Genomic DNA, 17,536 nt, shown 5'->3' with positions numbered 1-17,536 from the left:
TACAATTATATAATAAAAATCCAGTTTACTATTTTACATAACCTATTTAAAATACAGTTTTTATAACTAAAAATATTTCTGTATATCTAGTAATATTCTGCGCAAATAAGCTATTTTAATTTGCAATTACAGCTACAAAACCACCAAAGTAACTTATATACTACATTATAATTTTACGGTACATACTTAGCAATAACAACTATTTCCTTCTGTTTCTTTTTTAGTATTTTTTCAGCAACCTACCTATTACTTTTTTAAGATATTTCTGAAGGTTGTTAACGATTAGCACACTACTTTTACTACTACCAATGGCTTTGCATTCCTCAATACCATTTATACAACTCCATGGTATAAGCCCATAATCTAACGTAGGGCTTTTGTAAGCAATTAATAAATTTGTACTAAGGTAGTATCAAAAGGCAATAGGTTCTGCCACAATCCTATAACATAAAAGGCGTTTAGTAAAATTAACTAAACGCCTTTTCATATTTAAATCATCTATAAAATTAACAACTAGAAGATTGTCTCTTGGTATCGGTAATACGTTCAAGATCTTCTACTTTTAAAGGCTTATGCAAAAAACCTTTAATTGTCGGATACTCTTCTATACGCTCCTTATCTATTGGGTCGCAACTGGCAGACACAATGTACACTGGTACCTCAATGTTAGGATTCTCCTCTTCCAGTGCTGCTACAAACTCCCACCCACTCATTTCAGGCATATTTAAATCTACCAAGATAGCTCCTAGCTCTTCTTTATCTTTAACGGTGTTTTTAATCCATTCTAATGCTCTACTTCCTTGTGTAAATGTATTTACACGAATAGGAACTTTAAATATCTCTACCATTTTTTGCAAAAGTAACAAGGTTAAGGTAGAGTCTTCTACAACGCAAATATTTAACTCTGATCCTTTCATTTTTTAAAATATAATTTAAAAACGGAACCCTCATCTACCACACTTTCTACTTCACAAATGCCATGTAAGGACTCCATCTGATTTTTAACTACAAATAAACCAACTCCTCTACCCGATTGTTTCTCATGAAATGTTTTATAGAGCATAAACATTTCATTGGCATGTTCTTCTATGTTAATTCCTAAACCATTATCTTTAATTAAAATGCCATAAAAATCACCTGAATCTTCAAAATCTATAGTTATTTCAATTGGTCTATCAGGATGCCTAAACTTAATAGCATTTTCTAACACGCTTATAAAAATATTTAACAAATAGGTTTTAAGATGGTTTACACATATATTTTTGGGTACATTATTTACTATTGTTCCTCCAATAGTTTTTAGCTCTCTACTAATACTTCCTAAGGCTAAACTTAATTGTCTACCTAAACAAAGCTGTGTTAAATCTTCCTCGTTATAGGAGTAACTAACAATAGCAGTTGTTAAGTCTTCCATTGTTTTTTGCAATTCACGTGCTGTGGTTTTCAGCATCGGATAATAATAATTATTTGTATGCTCCGGGAACTCTCGTTTCATTAATTCCATAATCATGGTAAAATTACCCGAGTGCGTACGCAGGTTGTGCGACACGATATAGGCAAAGTCTATCAAGCGCTTATTTTGGTCAGACACTAAACGTAAAAGCGTTTTAATTTCGCTTTGTCTATGGTACATTTGGGTAAGGTCTGTTAACTGAAATAAAAACCGAACCGGACGCTTTTGGTCATCTCTGGTTATGGTAATAATGAGCCCCATACGTTTACGCTCCCCAAAACGGTCTATATATTCTTTTTCATCGACATACTGAGAAATTTTCCCCATTAAAAACTTAGCCAAAATGCTTTCAAGCTCCTGAAGATCTTCTTTAGGAACAAAATCGATTAACGGTTTATTAAAAAGCTCTTCCTCTGTATACCCCAGCATAGCACACAACGCCGGATTTGCTTTTACAAACCTACCTCCAATACTCACCATGGCAAGCCCCTCAGTTGCATTGGTGAAGCTACTCTCCATAGTATTTGCATGTGAGTGCATTCTCATCTTATCACGGGTTTCATTGTCTACATCTTTATATAAGAATTGTATCCCCGTGCAATCACCCCATTCATATTCAGGTACTCCCACAACATGAATCCATTTCTTTTTACCTATTTCAGTAATGGTTTCTATAATACTATCAAAGTGTGTTTCTTTCTCAGCAATACCCTTCTTAAGCCGTTCAATATATTTTCTGGCCGAATTGGTATCGTACATGCGCATAAGGTGTAATATAGATATACTAGACTCACTTGTTTCGTGAATTTTACAACACATATTATCAAAAAACATCATACCTTTTTTTACATCAAAAAAAGCCTGAGCAATTTCCGCCATCTCTAGCGTGTGCTTTAATTTGTTTAGTGTGTATCCCTCCATAACCTCTCTAGTATTTGTTTGCAACATTTATTGCCCCCCTTTAAAATCTTCCGAAATTCATTTCTCGAAAAGAATATAGCACAAATTAACTACTAATTGTAGACTAAAGAAGAAGGCTTTATGCCACAAGAGGTTTTCCTTAGACGAACGGTTTCTTTAGTAAGATGAATTGCTTTCCGAAAACGTGTTCGCAAATTTAACAATTTGACTCGTTATTTGCTAATTATACAGGACAGATTAACCTGTAAAAGGCTGCTTATAAAACCTTTACCCCTAGATAATCCGATACGGATTTTGCTTAACATTAAATATACTATTCCTACACCTTGCGTACGGCCTATTTTCTCCGTATCCCTAACTATCTAAAACCACTAATGTACCCCATTTGCAATCCCAGCTCCGCATCCCTTTTCTTGCAAACATTAACTACATTAGCAATGGTACCGCTACCAAATGTTCCCTAATTTTGCCTTGCTGCTTTTGTACATTAAACAAAGATGAGTTGGGCTTAAAATTAAAACCTCTGTTTTTTTACATCAAAAATTAGCCGGTGGTTGCTGCTGCTATTACTAGCAAATATTGAACTACTATAATTATAAAAAACAATAGTACAGGTGCCCATGGTTGTATCCCTCCTTTTGCGGCAACAGCATTAGTTAAGTGTTCTTCTCTATCTGTTAAATCTATAAGACCAAGAATTTCTCTTTTGCATTTTGCAATGTATAGCTGATTGGCATACATACCTAACACAATACCTAAAATGAGGCTTACTATAAGACTTATCATTTCTGAACGATCTGCTGGAATGAGTGCAAATTGGGTTGCCATTTTTTGAAGGAATTCAGCACACAAAAAAATTAAAAAATAGAAAGCAATTTCGCGATACATTTTTCGGTACGCCATCCACAACATGCCAAATAACAACGCATAGAAATTAAAGGAGCACCTACCTGTTTCATCATACTTTTCTAGCTGTTTTGTGTAGTAGGGTATCTCGGTTTTAAAATATGCTTGGTACAATTGTCTTTCTTTATCGCTTAACATAGTGCTTTCTAAAAATATGATGCTAATTTAGTGAATTTTAAAGTAGCAAATGCTAATTTACCAAACTCTAAACGGTAGTTTATCTCCTTAAAGACTACTCTGACTTACTCCTATACATTGCCGGACTCACCCCTGTTTTGCTTTTAAATAGCTTACTGAAATGCTGCGGATACTCAAACCCCAAACGGCAGGCAATACTACTTACAGAAGCGGTAGTACGGAGCAATTCGGTTTTCGCCTTTTCTATAAGATAGTATTGTATGTGTTCCTGAGCATTTTTAAGTAAATCGCTGAGGCAATTAGAAGACATATTCAGTTGCTCCCCACATTGCTTTACGATTGGTAACCCTTGCTGCATGGTATCTTCGTTACTAAAATGTGTTTTTAGCAAGGTCTCAAATCGGGTAACCACATCTTTATTAAAACCTGTACGGGTATAAAACTGCCGATTGTAAAATCGAATACCGTAGTTTAATATCAATTGTAAATTAACTACCATTAGTTTATGGCTATAGGCATCCATACGCTCGGTATATTCATTGGCTATCTTATGAGCCAAATGAGTAATGGTTTGTTGTTCTTCGTATTGTACATGCAGGGCTTCGGTAACACCATAATCAAAAAAGCGATATTGATGTATTGTACAAGCTGATTCATAGGCTTCTAAAGTACTCTCTTTTTATCAATAATCAAGATTACATATTCCGAGAGGTGTCTCGAAATAGTTTCCCGCACCTTAAACAGTTTCCTGCATATTTTTAATATTCTTCAGCAACACCTTTTTAGGTAACAAAGGAGATATACTTACCAGCATACGCAGTGAAAAACTAAGCCCCGAAATAACATCTAATTTACCCGCTATCATTCCGTTATAACCATCCTCTGCAACACTACGTGCGCTAGCTGCCTTATCAAATAAATCGGTTTTATCCATGCCCGAAATTCTGGCAAATTCAGTTTCGGTAGCCCCTGGCATTAATACAGTTACCGTAACGTTGGTATAGGAAAGCTCCTCGGCAATGGCATTACTAAACGAAGTTACATACGCCTTTGTAGCATAGTACACGGCTTGTAATGGTCCGGGCATAAATGCTGCTGTAGACGATACATTTAATATTTTACCTTTATTAGCCGCTACAAAATCGGGGAGAAAATAACGGGTTAACGCCGTTAAGCTAATTACATTTAATTGTATCATAGACAGGTCTTCTTCCCACGCACGCTCATGAAAATATCCTTGTCCGCCAAAGCCTGCATTATTAATTAAATAACCCAATAGTATACCCGATTCTTTTACTTCTGTATAAATCTCTAGTGGTGCAGTAGGTGCCGTAAGATCTTTCACCAGTACAACCACCTCTATACTGTACTTAGCTTCTAACTCGGTTTTAAGTGCATTTAATTTAGCCTCATTACGAGCCACAATAATTAAATCGCCTCCCTTTTCTGCATGTATATGGGCAAACTCTTTTCCTATCCCCGATGATGCCCCTGTAATTAATGCTACGTTTTTCATAAGTGTTTAGTTATAATTGATGTACTCATCAAATTTACAACCGTACCCGCACTACACACTGTATACTTATTACCGAATGTTGAATACATTTTACCGATGAAAACCCTTTTATAGGCGCATAGAAATTTGCTTGTTAAGCTCTTGTACCTCTTCTCTATGAGGATACTTTTTCTGAAGTTTTAATATAAGCTTATGAGCCTCACGGCACCTACTTTTGTAGCGCTTACAAATTTCGGTACTGGTATAAGTAATTCTAAAGTTAACTTTATAAGCCTCGGGGAAAAGCACTTGTGCCTTTTGGTATTCTTCTAATGCCTTATACAAATATATATTTTGCGCTAGTTTATCGCCTCTTTCAATATGCTTTTCAAACTCGCGACGCTTTCTTTTAAAAGCCACAAACATGGCGTTTTTATTATTCCTCAGCTTTTCTTCTTCTATACTATTATTAACCCTTTTATCGTTTTCTGCACCGTGGTACGCATCTAAACTAATTAATTGAGAAAAGAAAAACAGCCCTACTATCATGGCTATGGTGAGTAACAGTGTAATAAACTTTTTTTGCCTATAATTTTCCTCCAATTTTACAAAATCCAACAGCTTTTTTAAATCATTTTTAGACATATCGTTTACATGCGAACTATGTTTAACGGATATTGAATTCTCAACTCCTAACACTACATCATGCGGACACTTTAAAAATAACTTTTTTAGCTTATATAAAATTTGCATGCGATAACGGGCTTATATACAAGTATTACTGTTATAGATTTTGGTTGCGGTTGCCCTAAAATAAACATTTTAACCTAATTCTTACAAAACTTTCCCAAAAAATACCACTAATATCCTCTATTTAAGGCTTATCTGCCGTATCGCCTTGTTGTTCTCCTATGGTTTCAGCCCCTTCTTCTACCTTAGGCGTTAAAATTTTTGGTTCCTCTTCTACCTCCTTCTTTTGTAAGTCGTTTATCTCTTTTTGACACTCTGCTACACAAAAATTACACTTATCGTAATCGGTCATTAATTTTTCGTAGAAATCAGTTTTAGCATTGGCATTATCTTCTCCGGTAAGTTTCTCATACAAAGCCGATTCATACGTTTTTAGCAAAGCTGTATACCGTATGTAACTCTTTTTACTCTGGTAACTTTCGGGAGTTACATTGGCTAGTATATCATTAAAATACGACAGCTTACTAATTTCTCTGTACAAGGTTTCGCTACTGGTATCTTTACCTTCTACAGGGTTTAGCAAACTCTTTAATAAAACATAACTATTAGCCATCGGTTCATTATATTTATTATCGTCGTACAAGCGTTTTAATTTCCGTTCAATAGCATCGTAACGGTTACCTATAGTACCATATCTACTAATAGAAGCAGGAGTGCCTGGAATATACTCGTATTTGGCATTTTCTTCCAGTACATTTTGGCGATACAGAAAACTTTCTTCTATAGCCTCTATTAACAAAGACGATTTTAAACTTTGGTTATTAGTATGTATGTTTTTAATATAGCTTTCAAGATTTTTTTGAATGGTATAAGCTCTGTCAAAATTCTTTACATACTGCTTAAACATTTCCTGTTCAGACTCCGCAAAATCTTTGTACTCGTCGGTAATCGATTTTTGATAAGCATCAACAAACTCAGGAGTAGTTAAACTAATCTTAGGCATAAAGCGGGTTTCTACCACTAAAATCATCGGGTAGGTATAGTTTCTAATAACACTCTTAAAATTCTCAGGTCCCGGAAAATCATCGGCATCTATATTCCTAAAAAACTTCGATTTATTTCGGTTTTTGTCAAACGACCAATGTACTCTATACAACCGTGCCGCTACAACCACCTCTCTGTAATCAGGGTTTTTGTTGTACTCCACTAAGTTTATTAAAAAGCTATGCTCTTGGGTAATAGTATTATTTGTAGCAGTAGTGGTATTATCAGAACCTGACAACGTACCCAACTCCTCTAAACCGGTACTTACACGTCCCTGAAAGCAGGTTAACAGCTCCGACGCCCCAAACGGATTTCCGATCATTAATTGCGAGGCCGATTTGGCTACATCGGTAGTAATTTTAACCAACTCTTTCCAAAAACCGCTAGATTCTCTGCTTAGCATTGCCTTTACCTTAAACGTACCATTTAAGTTGGTTCGCATGTTATTGGTGTTTATGTTGTCTAGCAGTTTTCCGTCGTACTGTTCAAACTTCTTTACACTGGCAGGGTTCTTTACATCAAACAAAAACAGCGGTACACTAATACTATCGCTATCGGGCAACGCAAAGTCTACCCCCATATACAAATACTGTAGCTCATCGTTCTTTTTAAGTCCAGCTTTATTACGTAAACTACGGTTGTAGTTTACCATATTAAACAGTTCTATATATTTATTTTTATTGATAAGAAACAAGTACGAAGACACCCTGTTGTGGTTTTCCGGTACCGAAATACTATGATCTTTAGGCCACGACTCGAGTTCGGTACTGCTTAAAAAACCTTTTTGCGCATGCAACATGCTACATATAAAAAAACCAATAAGGGTGATACGTAATATTTTATTCATAGTAATAGCTGGTTTATTGGGTGTGAAAAATACAAATAAAATGGATTCCGTAAAACGTCTATCGATTAAAGTTTTATTAGCTCACAGCCCCTAAACCCTTTTACTAAGATACCTTATTTAGTTATTGGTTAACGGTTGTTAGAGACCCCTATCATGCTAAATTTTGAATTCCCCTATTTGGGGTTACGGAGCTTTTGGCTCGTAGCCCTCAAATTCTTCCCAAACATTTTCATCAAACTTAAAGTTGTACAACTGCCATTTATCTCTTGGTTTGTAAAGTTGAAATTGAAAACGTAATGGCTCACGGTCGTACTTCACTATATAGGTGATTAAAACATAACTAGATCCTAATTTTTTGGTGCTCAACACCTCTTCACCCAAATAGTCTCCTAATAAAGGTTTAACATTATTTATCCTAAGTTTAACGTTATCTACTCCATCATTTCCAGCGAAATAAGGGTTGGTTTGAAATACATAATCCACCGCTTCATCTGTACTTATCTTATATTTTTGAAAAAAGGTATTAATAATTTCATCCGTAGTAGATTGTGCTTTTGTAGTTGTAAACCCTAAAAGAGTTATACACATACATAGTAGTATTTTTTGCATTGGTTATAGTGTAATTTTTGTTTTTTAAAGATACAAAAATCACATTATAACCCGTTAAGAAAACCAAAAGTTATATTACAATATTTGATGACTTAAGCTGCATTAACTAACTCGTTAGCACATCATAAAATAACCTAAAAGAATCGCTAAAGGGTTTTGGATTCAGAAAGCAATTATATCAACTTCGGTATCATCAGATTATGGGTTTCTGTATAACAAATGTAGCTGCATCCTTATGCAATACATTTACTTATATGTATAAACTACCAACAAAAACAGGCTCATATGTAATATGATAGTAGCCTATTAAAATACGTAGACAAAGCAGTGTCCAAAAAAAATTCTTTTTATATTGATTTAACCATTACAGACATTGTAATTAACATAATATTTTAACACAACTACAACCCTATTAGTAATACAAACGCACTTGTATTTACATTATGATAATTCTTACAAAACATCATTAAAAACTTATTAGTAGCTTGCAATTGTATCAACCAAAAAATGTACATTTAAAATAGGTTAAGGTAAGAGCAGATAAATACTTAAACTTTACTATATGGAAGCTACAATTAACAAGCTACAAGCTATTGCTAACGGATTTAAACCTATTGAAGGAGTAGCGTTAGAAATGTACCAAACCAAAACCACAGATGATTGTTTTGCATATGCTTACGGATTCTTAAAATACACTAGTTATCAAATACGTAGTTTAGGCGTATTTATATTAGGTAGAATTGCAGCCAAAAACCCTAGAGCCTTACAAATATTACAATTAGAAGTTAGTAAAGACCCAAGCTGGCAGGTACAAGAAATACTAGCCAAAGCGTTTAACCAGTATTGTAAAGATATTGGTTACCAGCAGGCATTGCCAGTAATTAACGAATGGTTAAATGACGAAAACCCGAATGTTACCCGTGCGGCGACAGAAGGTTTACGTATCTGGACAAACAGACCGTATTTTGCTGCACACCCGGAAGTGGCAGTGCAGTTGCTTGGCAGCCAAAAAAACAACCCAAGTACCTACGTGCGTAAATCGGTGGGGAATGCGCTAAGAGACATTAGCAAAAACCACAAGGAACTAGTAGTAAACGAAGTTGCTACCTGGAACTTAAACGATTTATATACGCATTTTACGTATAGCTGCGTTATAAAACAAAATATGAAAAAAGCCATCGCCTAATTAGGTGGGAAAACTGTTGCTACGTAATACTCTTAGTTTTTTAAAATCAACCTCCTGTTAATCTATATCTCCTTTGTATGATATTTGTTGCAGGAGGTTGTTTTTAAAATAGACCATAAATGGCTACTTTTTGGCTAATTAGGTAATGTTACCATACGTTGAGCGTTACAAGAACAACCAACCTTAAACGACTATACCGCTACAGGAATATACAAATCCACTACACACTTTTGTTCGGGATGGGTACGATAATCGTTATGGTATATTTCAAACGGGTGCTGATCGGCTTTTTTGTACCCTTGTTCATTCATCCAAATAAACAAGCTGCTCCATGCTTTCTCAAATTCGGGTAAGGTAATCTCAAAACTTCCTTTAATACACGTACCCGCACGTAGTTGCATTCTGCCCGTAACTCCTTCTTCCTTTACCTCTTTGGCTACCGTCATAGCTGCACTTATACGTACCTTATCGGGGTGGGTAACCTTAAAACTATCGTGGTACACAGTAACCATTTTAGTAGTAGGTAACGTCATAAATCCTTTTGGGGTAGCCCACTGCAGTAAGGTCGTATAGGCTTCGGCTACTTGTGTATGTCCAATAGCTGTTACATAGGCAAGCTCCATTTCGGGCATTTGTGTGATCATAATTTGTGCATTCATATCTATCCAATTTTTAAGATTTGTAATGCTCCAAAGGTATTTTTCAAACAGAAAATCGGGTTGACCATTCTTGCTCTTTGGTATACGTATCTTGCTATATTTGGTAGGCAGTTGCACTCTAAAGATGCTAGGACTCACCCCATAAAATTTTTTAAATGCCCTGGTAAAAGCCGAATTACTACTAAACCCATATCGTAACGCCAAATCGGTAATTAAAATCTCATTGCGATGCATTAGGTCGGCAGCGGCTTTTTCTAATCGACGTCGGTTTATGTATTCGTTTAACGGCTCATTCATCAGTGTCCTGAAAACACGATGAAAATGATATGGAGAGTACATAGCAACCTCAGCCACCATTTCTAAAGATAGTGGTTCATCTAGGTGTGTTTCAATATATTGTAATACCGTATTCATACGGCGCTGATATTCTACTGTAATTCGCTGTATAGTTGTCATTAACGCTAAGATAACCATAATAAATTTAGTACACTTTACGTTTATTGCTAATCATTATTGCTTGTAAAATACAACTCCCTTTTAAGCTATTTTTACTACTATTACCTACAGCGTATGCTCAAAAGAGTAAATAAATACTAGAAACAAAATCTTCCTTTCTCCTAATTTGTATTAAACGAAGATGAACTAACAGGAGAAGAAGGTACCAACGGCATACGCTGGCAACTAATTTTTTAATTACTATTGAGAGTAAAATTAATGTATCGCCTATACATATAATTGTAGCACCAGTGTTACCACCTCATCTAACAGTTCCATATCAATATCTTTAAACGGATTGATACGGAATATTTTCATCCGTTTTCTATCGCCTTGCTCTAATGCAGGATGATCTAACTGCATACCATCTATGACCCCTATATAAAGCTGATTGGTTTTTTTTTCGTTCCAAAAATAAAAACAACGTTTTCCGTTACAATAGAAAAATGGCGCTCCGTATTTATACGCCTCCGTCATATTCGGTTTGGCTAAAAAATACGATCGTAACACTAAAAAAACACTCCGATGCGGTTCGGGTTGCTTTGCATAAAATTGTTCTAACGGATTCAATGCGCTTTATTTTTAGCTAAAGTTACACAATACTTACCACAAAGCAAACACAAGCAGCTACAAGATTGATTTCCAATAACTTTAAACCAAATAAAGATTCCGCCTAATAAAAATTAAAGCTCATATCCTTAATACTAAAACCTAACCGCAGATAGGTAAGCTCTTTATTATAATTAATCAGATCTTGACCGTATCCCTGAAAAAATTGAAGATACACAAATTCATTTCCTGTTTTTGTAATTCGGAAATTTACTCCCAACTGTAAACTCCCTTTCCATCCTTCTACACCCTTTCTGGCAGAAGCCTCAAAAATCCAGCGACTATTGGGGCGGTACGCCATATCTACTTGTCCGTACCCCAAATACTCTGTAATATCCGAATTATCAGACATTGACCCTACGGGTAACCATGCCTTTACTGTATACAAAAAATGCTCACTAACCGGCAAAAAATACGATAATGAAAAACGATTCCAACTTCTTGAAATGGAGTCGGCCTCACCATTCGACTCATGTTCAACCTGAAACCAAAAAGCCCCTTTAAGCTTATCTTCCTCATCAAAAATTACTTTTCCAAGTCCTAAACTCGGGTTGTAATTAAGAGCCCTAAACGGAAACGATTCTTTATAGATATCCCAAAATGCTTTTTGTCGGTATGCTAAAAACAAATAAATATCCCACGGCAGTGGTTTATCTACCAAACGCTCTTTAAACCCTATCTCAAAGCGGGCATCACTGGTTTCTTCCGATATACTATGATTCATTTGTGTACCCGACACAAAATAATTATCTCCGTAAATGGTAAATCTGGGTGCTTCTTCAATGTATTGTTTATAATTGTAGCGTGTAATTTTAGGAACCTCCTTTGGTTTGTTCTGAGCCATTACAAAGCATATTCCGCCTAGCAATGCTATAAATAATGAGATAGCTGTTTTCATATAGCAAAAGTAAACTGTATTGCACTAAAATTATGACAATAAAACCCTAAAGGAGTTTTAAAATTTGAAATCCTGTAGATAAAATGTATCGAGCCCCAAAGGCAGCGGCTGAGTGCACATCCCTTTACAGAGAAAACTCCTTTTCTCGATACAACTTTCAACTCAATTAAGCCTGAACAAAACAGGCTACCCAATGGGTAGCCTGTTGGCCATATTAACTAAAAACACTTAAAAACAACTTTCCTATTAACGGTGTAATTGTTTTTTTCTTAAATAAGCAAGCAGTAATTGTGGGCGATCGGTTTGTAGCATGGTTACTCCTTTTTTAAGAAGCCACCCATAAATACCATCTGGGTTGTTAACTGCCATGTCATCTTCATAACCAGCATTTAAACTAGCCCATAAACTGTTTACCCAAACTCTGCTGCCTCCTTGTTGTATTTGTTTAAACCTGTTTAAGATATCCGAGTTTTCTGTAGCAAACACAATCTCAAAAGCTACGGGTGTTTTAGCTTTTTGGTAATCGGTTATAATTTGCCACGCATCGGCTTGCTTGTCTAGGTTAACAATAGGCATAAACAAAATTTTATCTAGCTTATCTCCTATATCTTTTCGTACCTCACTATACGGTTTATTATACGCCTTAAGCACTACCTGATTTACTGTTCCTGTTTTCTCCATAACAGCATATACTTCGTCAAAATATCCGTAACACTTATCTAAGTTTACCAATATCTTTCCTTTAGCTGCTTGTAAGGCTTCCTCTAGTGTAGGTATGGTATGGTGTGTAACGCGACCTTGACCGTTTTTAAGGTGAAGCTTTTTTAAGCTATTTAACGTTAAGCTAGAAACCTTTCCTTTTCCGTTTGTGGTGCGGTCTACGGTACTATCGTGCATTAATACCAACTTACCATCTTTGGTTTTACGTACATCAATCTCTACCATATCTACTCCCATAGCAATACAGTTTTCTATAGCCATAATAGAATTTTCAGGAGCATTACGCCAATCGCCTCTATGGGCAATCACCATTACCTGATTGCTATTTTCATCTAACAGTACGTTTCGTAAATAGGCAATTGTATTGGTACTGTCTGCAGGTATCTCTTGCGCCTGTACTGTATTTATATGCGTACAAGCTGTTAAGAGGAATACCCATAAGGCAAACAATACACTACCATACTTTTTCATTGTATTTTACTTTTAAGTTGATTAATTGCTACTTCCTGTGTGACGCGTATTTTGCGACAACATAGGCCACTCACCATCGGCTGCACCAGATGCATTTGTACTTAACGCGTATACGGTACCTTTTTTATCGGTATTGTTACGTGTAAGAATGTAAATAATACCATTGGCATCAATTACTGGAGAAGAACGGATATCTTCATTTAGTTTGGTTGTTTTCCAAGCTACTTCACCCTCTTCATCTAACACATAAAAATAACCACTATCATCACCAAAATAAATTTGTCCTAAGTTATCTATAGCCGGAGCCGACAACACTCTACCTGTAGCTTCAAATGTCCATTTTACTGTACCGTCTACATTGTAAGCCACCAATTGATTATCTTCTCCACCAGCATAAATGGTTGAACCATCTGCCGAAAGTGTAGGACCTCCCTGCTCCATTTTAGCATCGGGTCTGCTACCGTTATCCCAGTACACTGTACCCGTTGCCATATCAAATGCCATTAAGTGACCTGTATTATCAGAAGTTTTACCAGTTAAACAAACCGCTCCCATAGATTCACTAATGGCTGGTGCTCCGGCGGTATAATTACCATAGGCTACACTCCATTTTTGCGTACCATCAGGATTCACCGCATAGAAATACCCGTCTGAAGAAGCTACAAAAATAGTTCCGTCTGCAGCTACTACCGGAGTAGCTCTAATATCGTCACCTACCGCAAACGACCAATTAATACTTCCTGTATCTGGGTTTATAGCTAATAAAGCATCATCATCTTCCATACCAATATATATTGTTCCGTCAGGAGCAATTGCTGGCGATGAATACTTAATACGATCCCCTAAATCTACATGCCACTTTTGAGAACCATCGGTATTAAAGGCTACAAACTCACCGTTGTAATCACCAATATACGCTGTACCATCTGCTGCAATAGCTGCCGAAGCACGTACTACCTCATCGGTTAAGGTCCCAAATAAGAAGTTTCCGTTTTGCACGGCAAACATATTATAATTACCACGAGTTAAGTCGCTCGACTTTCCATCGGTACCAAAATAAACAATCCCAGCGTCTGAAACCGCTACCGAGGAATTGGTAGAATAATAAGGTGCCTCATACGTCCAAACCACTGTTGGTTCTGTAGTTGCATTGGACGGCACTAATACCGATACGTCTTTTGAGAATACCGTAGCATTTTGTTCTCCATTGTTATCGGTTACCGTTAAGGTTATGGTATAATCACCTTCAGTATTATACGCATAGGTAGTACTGGCCTCTACAGAGGTATCTCCATTCCCAAAATCCCATGCCCATTCTACTACTTCACCATCTAAGTCATAAGACAAGTCGGTAAAGGTTATGGTCTCTCCGGTTTCGGCTACCCCTCCAATGTTATACGAAAAGGCTGCTACCGGTTTTGTATTAAGGCTTTCATCATCGTCACCGCACGACAGTACCATGAACGAAGCCAGTATATAAAAAGTTCTATAAAAAGATTTCATCTAATTCAAGTTTAAATTTTGTAAGTACGATTTTAAGGTTACCGGATAATCTGTTTGAATAATACTTCCTCCCAGATTGATAAAATTATTCACCTGCACGTAGTTGTTACTTTGCGGTGTAACGTTGCTGTTAATGTATATGTTGGCAAAAAAGAAATCACCATTTGCCAAAATATCATCTACCACTGTTTGGTTTTGCGACATATCAGAATTCAATTGAAATATACGTATGTCTAACCCTGTCAAGGTATACGCAGCATAATCGGTTTCTTCTCTTACTATTGGAAATAAAATTGTTTTGCTATCGGCGTTTTGTAAACTTTGGCATACCGAAAGCTCATCGGTAGTAAACATACACTGCGATAACATTCCATACTGTTTTACCAGTTGATAGATTTTAAGATAGTTTTCCATTTTCACATCAATATCTATATAGATGTTTCCACGGGCTACCTCCAAAATTTCTTTAAAGGTTGGAATATGCTCATTAGACAAACTACCATCTGCTTTGTACAAATAAAACTGACCTAACTCTTCTAGCAAATAATCGGTAAGGTCACCGCTTCCGGTGGTGGTATCATCCAAGGTACTATCGTGTAGTAAAACCAACTCACCGTCTTTAGTTTGGCGTATGTCTATTTCAACCATGCCAATACCAGCCTCTATAGAAGCATTTAAAGCCGACATAGAATTTTCGGGCAGTACGTTGTGATACATGCGGTGGGCACACACCATAATGTTACCATTAAGGCTTTCCATATACGTTACCAATCCCGGTCGGTTTTCCAACTCATGTCTGTACACACCTACCTCTTTAGCTACCGAAGTCTCGGTACCTTGTACCGTAGTGGTAAGGGTTACCACATAATTTCCCACGGCATCAAAAGTATGACTAGGGTTTTCAGCTATTGAGGTAGCCCCATCACCAAAGTCCCAATAATATGCTACATCTGCGGTACTGTTTATTGTATTTACAAAACTCATTTGTTCGCCTTCAAAAATGGTATCTACACTTGCCTCAAAAGAGGGTTGTACCGATTGCGATCCACTATCAGCATCACCATCTTTAGAACAGGAAGTCAGCGTTAACCAACTTCCTGTACATAACACAAACAGTAAACCTAATTTTATTCCAATGGTTTTCATTACCAGTTCGGATTTTGTTCCAAATTCGGATTTAATTGAATATCTCCAGAGGGTATTGGATACAAATAATCTCTGTCTTCATCAAACGATTTGGTGCGGTCTTCAAAAGGAATTAAGTTTCCGTAGGTACTATTAGAAAACGAAAGTACGCCCCCTATTTCTACCGTTTGGTCTGTACCTCCGGTAGCCGTACCGGTATACACCTCAACATCGGCAGTCCCATCGTTATTTAAATCGTAGGTTCCATACCCCTGAAAATACATTCCTTTAAAATATTCCTCTAACAGTTTTCCGTTTTTCCAACGCATTAAATCGTCATATCTAAATCCTTCCAACACCAATTCTATTCTACGTTCTCTGCGTATTTCTAAAATCACACCAGTGTTGCTTCCGCTTACGTTACTGTAACGTGCTGCTAATACCGCATCGGGTATTGCATTGGCGTCTGACATACTTAAACCAGGCATCCCGGCACGACTACGGATTAAATTTATAGACGCATCAACATCGCTTTGTGTTAGCGAACCTAACTCGGCCTTTGCTTCTGCATAGTTTAATAAGACTTCTGCATACCTAATAATAGGAAGATCTTGATACCCGGCACTGTCACCATCCTGACTCTCATCGGATACGTATTTAACTATTTGATACCCACTAATGGCTACCGAAAAATCGGTTAACTCTTCCGAAGTACCCTCTATACGCATATACCCCGGTGTACGAATGGTTTGGCTTAAACGAGGATCTCTATTTTGCATTTCATCATAATACTCCATAGTTGCATAGTCTGTATTATCTGTAAAAGCGGTACCATCTTCGTTTAAGTAGCTATCTACAATCGACTTGGTAAGTCCTACATCTTCCTGCGTTGGTGATAACAAATAATAGTTGATATTATTCATTACGTTTACCTCTTCACTATACTTTCTGGTCAACAACACCTCTTCATCTTTCGTTTCAGCAGAAGCAAATAAATCTCTGTAATCTACCGAAGCATCTCCTGTGGTATACAGGCTATACGGTCCTTCGGTCATTAAGGTTCCAGCAGCATCTGCTGCTAATTGCAATAAGGCATCCGCATCGGTTCCGTTGTGGTATTTTCTAAAAGTACCTTCAAACAAACACACTCTCGATTTTAGCGCAAGGGCTGTCCATTTAGTTACTCTATCCGATGTCTGATCGTCTCTCAAATTGGCTATCGCATTATCTAAATCTTCAATAATACGTTCCGTTACATACTCACGGGTATCTCTTGCAGCATATAGTAACTCATCGTCCCCACTACCAATTACGGTATCGTACCATGGCACACCCCCAAAACGTTTTAATTTATCAAAATAGAAATAGGCTCTGAAGAAATAGGCCACACCACTATACTCGGTTTTAGCAGCTTCATCATCGCACTGATCATAATATTTAAAAAAGATATTAATGGTTCTCAGGTCGTCCCAATCCCATCCGCTGCTACCTGCTTCACTAGGTACCAAACGCTCTCCTGTTTGTTCTTGTGGCACACCATTATACAACACATTATCAGACAATAAGTCTTGTTCTATAATACCCTCTCTTCCCGGAAGCACATTGTAAAAACTATTGGTATACAACTCCAGGTCTTCAGCCGTTTGAAACGAGTTCTCCGGCACAATCTCAGAAAGTGGGGTACGATCTAAAAATTCATCGTTACACGCCGTGGTTAACAACAAAATTATCAGGGTACTTATAAATACTTTTTTCATTTTCAGGAGG

General features: G+C 36.8%; 16 protein-coding genes. 1 reads left to right on the top strand and 15 read right to left on the bottom strand.

Going from position 1 to position 17,536, the window contains the following annotated elements; translation table 11 throughout:
* Positions 1–506: 506 nt before the first annotated feature.
* From NBRC110019_RS10335 to NBRC110019_RS10300, 8 genes are all read right to left on the bottom strand, one after another.
* The gene (locus tag NBRC110019_RS10335) at positions 507–917 is read right to left on the bottom strand and encodes a response regulator (RefSeq protein ID WP_281754598.1); all 411 of its coding nucleotides are present in this window, start codon (positions 915–917) and stop codon (positions 507–509) included.
* Positions 914–2,374, bottom strand: coding sequence for a sensor histidine kinase (locus tag NBRC110019_RS10330; RefSeq protein ID WP_281754597.1), 1,461 nt, complete (start codon positions 2,372–2,374; stop codon positions 914–916). The genes NBRC110019_RS10335 and NBRC110019_RS10330 overlap by 4 nt, the downstream gene beginning before the upstream one ends.
* A gap of 543 nt (positions 2,375–2,917) precedes the next feature.
* Complete coding sequence (locus NBRC110019_RS10325; protein WP_281754596.1) at positions 2,918–3,418, bottom strand: DUF2628 domain-containing protein; 501 nt, start codon at positions 3,416–3,418, stop codon at positions 2,918–2,920.
* A 94-nt stretch (positions 3,419–3,512) separates the two neighbouring features.
* The gene (locus NBRC110019_RS10320) at positions 3,513–3,977 is read right to left on the bottom strand and encodes a helix-turn-helix domain-containing protein (RefSeq protein WP_281754595.1); all 465 of its coding nucleotides are present in this window, start codon (positions 3,975–3,977) and stop codon (positions 3,513–3,515) included.
* A gap of 177 nt (positions 3,978–4,154) precedes the next feature.
* A complete protein-coding gene (locus NBRC110019_RS10315; protein ID WP_281754594.1) occupies positions 4,155–4,934 on the bottom strand; it encodes an SDR family NAD(P)-dependent oxidoreductase in 780 nt (259 codons plus the stop codon).
* A gap of 108 nt (positions 4,935–5,042) precedes the next feature.
* Positions 5,043–5,666 (bottom strand): hypothetical protein, encoded by a 624-nt coding sequence (locus NBRC110019_RS10310; RefSeq protein WP_281754593.1) that lies wholly within the window; start codon positions 5,664–5,666, stop codon positions 5,043–5,045.
* A gap of 121 nt (positions 5,667–5,787) precedes the next feature.
* Positions 5,788–7,494, bottom strand: coding sequence for a hypothetical protein (locus NBRC110019_RS10305; protein ID WP_281754592.1), 1,707 nt, complete (start codon positions 7,492–7,494; stop codon positions 5,788–5,790).
* 183 nt (positions 7,495–7,677) lie between these two features.
* Entirely contained in the window at positions 7,678–8,082 is a 405-nt protein-coding gene (locus tag NBRC110019_RS10300; RefSeq protein WP_281754591.1) for a hypothetical protein, read from the bottom strand.
* 583 nt (positions 8,083–8,665) lie between these two features.
* Between NBRC110019_RS10300 and NBRC110019_RS10295 the strand changes: the two genes are divergently transcribed.
* The gene (locus tag NBRC110019_RS10295) at positions 8,666–9,289 is read left to right on the top strand and encodes a HEAT repeat domain-containing protein (RefSeq protein ID WP_281754590.1); all 624 of its coding nucleotides are present in this window, start codon (positions 8,666–8,668) and stop codon (positions 9,287–9,289) included.
* 191 nt (positions 9,290–9,480) lie between these two features.
* Here the strand turns inward: NBRC110019_RS10295 and NBRC110019_RS10290 are convergent, their stop codons facing one another.
* The 7 genes from NBRC110019_RS10290 to NBRC110019_RS10260 form a co-directional block, all read right to left on the bottom strand.
* Entirely contained in the window at positions 9,481–10,404 is a 924-nt protein-coding gene (locus NBRC110019_RS10290) for an AraC family transcriptional regulator (protein WP_281754589.1), read from the bottom strand.
* Between the two features lie 267 nt (positions 10,405–10,671).
* A complete protein-coding gene (locus NBRC110019_RS10285) occupies positions 10,672–11,013 on the bottom strand; it encodes a DUF1801 domain-containing protein (RefSeq protein ID WP_281754588.1) in 342 nt (113 codons plus the stop codon).
* A gap of 103 nt (positions 11,014–11,116) precedes the next feature.
* Positions 11,117–11,950 (bottom strand): phospholipase A, encoded by an 834-nt coding sequence (locus NBRC110019_RS10280; protein ID WP_281754587.1) that lies wholly within the window; start codon positions 11,948–11,950, stop codon positions 11,117–11,119.
* A 246-nt stretch (positions 11,951–12,196) separates the two neighbouring features.
* Positions 12,197–13,141, bottom strand: a complete 945-nt coding sequence (locus NBRC110019_RS10275; RefSeq protein WP_281754586.1) for a glycerophosphodiester phosphodiesterase family protein — start codon at positions 13,139–13,141, stop codon at positions 12,197–12,199.
* Between the two features lie 21 nt (positions 13,142–13,162).
* The gene (locus NBRC110019_RS10270; RefSeq protein ID WP_281754585.1) at positions 13,163–14,644 is read right to left on the bottom strand and encodes an outer membrane protein assembly factor BamB family protein; all 1,482 of its coding nucleotides are present in this window, start codon (positions 14,642–14,644) and stop codon (positions 13,163–13,165) included.
* Positions 14,645–15,790, bottom strand: a complete 1,146-nt coding sequence (locus NBRC110019_RS10265) for a glycerophosphodiester phosphodiesterase family protein (RefSeq protein ID WP_281754583.1) — start codon at positions 15,788–15,790, stop codon at positions 14,645–14,647.
* On the bottom strand, positions 15,790–17,526 hold the full coding sequence (locus NBRC110019_RS10260) for a RagB/SusD family nutrient uptake outer membrane protein (protein WP_281754580.1): 1,737 nt from the start codon (positions 17,524–17,526) through the stop codon (positions 15,790–15,792). The genes NBRC110019_RS10265 and NBRC110019_RS10260 overlap by 1 nt, the downstream gene beginning before the upstream one ends.
* Positions 17,527–17,536 lie beyond the last annotated feature (10 nt).

Source organism: Neptunitalea chrysea, assembly GCF_027924145.1.
GTDB lineage: Bacteria > Bacteroidota > Bacteroidia > Flavobacteriales > Flavobacteriaceae > Neptunitalea > Neptunitalea chrysea.
The sequence above is the reverse complement of the archived record's forward strand: the minus strand, read 5'-3'. Positions and strand labels throughout refer to the sequence as shown.

Coding starts and splice junctions, on each gene's coding strand:
- NBRC110019_RS10275 (WP_281754586.1), bottom strand. CDS start 13,141: ATGAAAAAGTATGGTAGTGTATTGTTTGCCTTATGGGTATTCCTCTTA.
- NBRC110019_RS10270 (WP_281754585.1), bottom strand. CDS start 14,644: ATGAAATCTTTTTATAGAACTTTTTATATACTGGCTTCGTTCATGGTA.
- NBRC110019_RS10335 (WP_281754598.1), bottom strand. CDS start 917: ATGAAAGGATCAGAGTTAAATATTTGCGTTGTAGAAGACTCTACCTTA.
- NBRC110019_RS10260 (WP_281754580.1), bottom strand. CDS start 17,526: ATGAAAAAAGTATTTATAAGTACCCTGATAATTTTGTTGTTAACCACG.
- NBRC110019_RS10330 (WP_281754597.1), bottom strand. CDS start 2,374: ATGGAGGGATACACACTAAACAAATTAAAGCACACGCTAGAGATGGCG.
- NBRC110019_RS10290 (WP_281754589.1), bottom strand. CDS start 10,404: ATGACAACTATACAGCGAATTACAGTAGAATATCAGCGCCGTATGAAT.
- NBRC110019_RS10295 (WP_281754590.1), top strand. CDS start 8,666: ATGGAAGCTACAATTAACAAGCTACAAGCTATTGCTAACGGATTTAAA.
- NBRC110019_RS10300 (WP_281754591.1), bottom strand. CDS start 8,082: ATGTGTATAACTCTTTTAGGGTTTACAACTACAAAAGCACAATCTACT.
- NBRC110019_RS10315 (WP_281754594.1), bottom strand. CDS start 4,934: ATGAAAAACGTAGCATTAATTACAGGGGCATCATCGGGGATAGGAAAA.
- NBRC110019_RS10310 (WP_281754593.1), bottom strand. CDS start 5,666: ATGCAAATTTTATATAAGCTAAAAAAGTTATTTTTAAAGTGTCCGCAT.
- NBRC110019_RS10280 (WP_281754587.1), bottom strand. CDS start 11,950: ATGAAAACAGCTATCTCATTATTTATAGCATTGCTAGGCGGAATATGC.
- NBRC110019_RS10305 (WP_281754592.1), bottom strand. CDS start 7,494: ATGAATAAAATATTACGTATCACCCTTATTGGTTTTTTTATATGTAGC.
- NBRC110019_RS10325 (WP_281754596.1), bottom strand. CDS start 3,418: ATGTTAAGCGATAAAGAAAGACAATTGTACCAAGCATATTTTAAAACC.
- NBRC110019_RS10265 (WP_281754583.1), bottom strand. CDS start 15,790: ATGAAAACCATTGGAATAAAATTAGGTTTACTGTTTGTGTTATGTACA.